The organism is Streptomyces sp. (genome assembly GCF_036566765.1).
In the GTDB taxonomy this organism is placed as follows: Bacteria; Actinomycetota; Actinomycetes; order Streptomycetales; family Streptomycetaceae; genus Streptomyces.
In genome coordinates, this window is sequence record NZ_DATCVQ010000205.1 from 1 (window position 1) to 2851 (window position 2851).

The following is a 2851-nucleotide window of genomic DNA, read 5'->3' on the forward strand; positions in this document are numbered from 1 at the left end:
GGCAGCCCGTCCACACCTGCGACGGCATCGTTGGTGCCAAGGGATATGGACAACACGTCAGGGGAGAAACGGCCGATGAGGTGGTCGTACGCGCCAAGCACATCGGTGGCCCGCCAAGCCGACACCCCGGTGTTGACCACGATGTCCATGAGCCGGTCGAGTTGCCAACGCACGCGCTCCTGCGCGTGCTCGACCCATCCACGCGCGCCGCGCGTGTGCAGAACGCCCTGTGTGATGCTGTCACCCGTCATGACCCAGGTCATCGGGTCGGTGGACAACTGGATCACGTGTTGTTCCCTCCTCGTCGCCGCCGTCGCCCGCCCTGACCCGGGCGTGGCCGGGCGGCCCTGATTCACTGCCGCGATCGCCCACATTACGTGGCCCCGCCTGGTCCCGACGCACCGCCGTAGCGGCGCTCATGAGGGTGTCCGTCGGGGGGCGAGGGCCCTCCGCCGCTCGGGGGAGCCGGTCGGCCCGTGTGGATGATCCCTCGTTCCAAGTGCTTCACCAGGATGGAGCCATGCTCCCGAAGGTCTTTCACACGCCCCCACCGGTCAGTGACACTGAGCGGCCGGTTCCGCGCTGGGCGATGCGCCTGGCCTACGCGCTTCCGCTGCTGTTGCTGCCGTCATGTCTGTGGAGGCTGCCCTTCGCCTTCCACTTCGAGATGGGGCAGGTTCACGAGCTCGGCATGCCGCCCTATTGGGTGAGCATCCCGTATGTGTTCGGGCTCAGCGTGATCACCGAAGTGACCGCGATCTTGGCCATCGGGCTGGTCCGGGGGTGGGGAGAGATGGCGCCCTCCTGGATTCCGATCATCGGCGGCAGGCGCATCCGGCCGATGGCGGCCGTCGTCCCAGCCGTCCTCGGCGGCCTGATCCTCACCGTGCTGTTCACCGACGTTCCGATCGGTGACGGTCGACGGCTCACCGCGTACGGCGTCATCGACACCGTCGAGTACACCAATGCCGCCTGGGAGACGCTCGCAACAGTGTGCGTCGCTCCAACCGGCGTATGGGGTCCCGTCATTATCGTCCTCGCCATCGCCTACTACCGCCGTCGCACCCGTGCCGACGCGTGGTGAAGCCGGTGGAGCTGGACGCGGCGTTGGCCCGCGGGTTGCAGCGCCCGGGGCGTCATCGACGACTCGGCCGACGCCCGGGGGCGACCCGTACCTGATCGAAACGGGATGCGGGAACTGCTGTCGGTCGGCGAGCATGGCGGGCATGCGGCAAAGGTCACCTCAGGAGAAGAAGCAGCTGAGCTATCTGAAGGACCGCCGGAACGACTACGGCGAGAACCAGAAGAGCTCGCGGAAGAACATCCCGCGCTCACGGCGGGCCAGGCATCATGCGTTGCGCCGCGGCGAGCAGTTGGCGCTGCAGCGGCTCAGGGAATTCAGCGGGGCCCTGGACGACTCGGAGGTACGGTTCGCTCGCCCAAGGACTGGGCAGTGGCGGAAGTTTGCAGATGCGCCTCTAGGCGAGGTGGTCGCGTACCGGCTGAAGCGGCGGGCCGATCTCGGCATCGACGCTTCCCCGCGCAACCAAGCGCGCCTGGAGCGAGTGCGGCGGCACCGGGCGCGACGATCCTAGGTCGAAGCCGTTGAGGAGCAGCCTCTCGTAGGTGTAGTACGGGAGGACATTGGGCGGCGAGCCGGCCGCCCGGGGCCCAGCTGATCCGGGAGTCAGCGAGGACCTCGGCTCCCACAGGCCTCACAGGAGCGGCAACCCGTCGGTCCCGCACACCGCGCGAGCGCACCTCGCGGGCGGCGCGGCTGGCCTCTCCGCCCGGTGCCAGCGTCCTCCTCCCAGCCGAGCGTCGTTCGGGTCCGATGCAGGCGCTGGACTTTCTCCGGTGACGAACGTGCTGGTCAGGGCTTCGGTGTGGCGGCGAGCTTGTGACTGTGTGGCCCGGGCGTGACCACGCCGGCCCTGTGTGGAGGCGGCGGTCTGCGGTCCGCCCGGCGACGTGCCGGCACCCGCTGTCCGGAGCCTGCCGGGGGCTCAGGTGCAAGGCATGCTCATGTAAAGGGCTTGTTCGCCCGACGAGGGTGTGCCGTCATAAAGCGCCGTGTCCAGTCCGCAGAAGGCGAATCCCATCCGCCGGTAAGCATGGATGGCCGGGGCGTTGATGTTGGTGACCTCCAACCAGATGTGCCCGGCACCGCGCTCGCGGGCGATCCCGACGGCATGGCCCATCAGGGCACGGCCGACACCGCGCCCCCGATGAGCCGGAGCGACCTCTATGTCCTCGACTACGAGCCGCCGGTTCCACGGCACGTAGGACACAGTGGCGAACCCTGCCAGACCACCATCGCCGCTGACGGCAACGACGGTACGGCTGTTCATGTCCTCCTCAGCCGCGTGGGCGTCGCCGTCGTCGGCGTCCTCCGCCGGGAAGACCTTGTGGATCGGCGGATCCACCGGGATCTCCTCAAGGGCGAACCCCTCCTCGGTGACGGCCACGTGGAAGACGGTGCGGGTGGTGAAGGAACCGTCGACCGCCTCGATGGCCTCGGCGTCCTCAGGCCGGGCAGTGCGGAACTCGTAGTCCATGTCGTCAATGCTCGTCATGACGCGACCCTAGAACCGGCCCGACCGGCATGGATCAGGTTTCGGACGGCCTTGAGCCCGTGGCACCCGGGGCAGGCGCGGTGAACCGGCCCCGGGTATCAATGCGTCCCGCCCCTGTCACCGAAGCCCACGACCAAACGGCCCTCGGCTACGACAGCGGCGTCCGCGCCGACTTCCGCGACGAGGTCGAGGACGACGCCGACCATGTTCTCAGGACCGCGAAGTGCCCCAGGCCGAGGTCGATGCCGACCACGGAATCGGTCTCGGGCAGCGTG

4 protein-coding genes are annotated in these 2851 nt (G+C 68.6%); 2 read left to right on the forward strand and 2 right to left on the reverse strand.

Annotation, left to right across the window (positions count from 1 at the left end; translation table 11 throughout):
- Nucleotides 1-287, reverse strand: a 287-nt coding sequence (locus VIU94_RS11685; RefSeq protein ID WP_331910412.1) for an SGNH/GDSL hydrolase family protein, incomplete at its 3' end; no start/stop codon positions are given.
- 233 nt (nucleotides 288-520) lie between these two features.
- Between VIU94_RS11685 and VIU94_RS11690 the strand changes: the two genes are divergently transcribed.
- Both VIU94_RS11690 and VIU94_RS11695 read left to right on the forward strand, forming a co-directional pair.
- Entirely contained in the window at nucleotides 521-1084 is a 564-nt protein-coding gene (locus tag VIU94_RS11690) for a hypothetical protein (protein ID WP_331910414.1), read from the forward strand.
- 142 nt (nucleotides 1085-1226) lie between these two features.
- On the forward strand, nucleotides 1227-1595 hold the full coding sequence (locus VIU94_RS11695) for a hypothetical protein (protein ID WP_331910416.1): 369 nt from the start codon (nucleotides 1227-1229) through the stop codon (nucleotides 1593-1595).
- A gap of 411 nt (nucleotides 1596-2006) precedes the next feature.
- On the opposite strand, the gene VIU94_RS11700 is transcribed toward VIU94_RS11695, so the two are convergent.
- Nucleotides 2007-2576, reverse strand: coding sequence for a GNAT family N-acetyltransferase (locus tag VIU94_RS11700; protein WP_331910418.1), 570 nt, complete (start codon nucleotides 2574-2576; stop codon nucleotides 2007-2009).
- Nucleotides 2577-2851 lie beyond the last annotated feature (275 nt).

Coding starts and splice junctions, on each gene's coding strand:
- VIU94_RS11700 (WP_331910418.1), bottom strand. CDS start 2,576: ATGACGAGCATTGACGACATGGACTACGAGTTCCGCACTGCCCGGCCT.
- VIU94_RS11695 (WP_331910416.1), top strand. CDS start 1,227: ATGCGGCAAAGGTCACCTCAGGAGAAGAAGCAGCTGAGCTATCTGAAG.
- VIU94_RS11690 (WP_331910414.1), top strand. CDS start 521: ATGCTCCCGAAGGTCTTTCACACGCCCCCACCGGTCAGTGACACTGAG.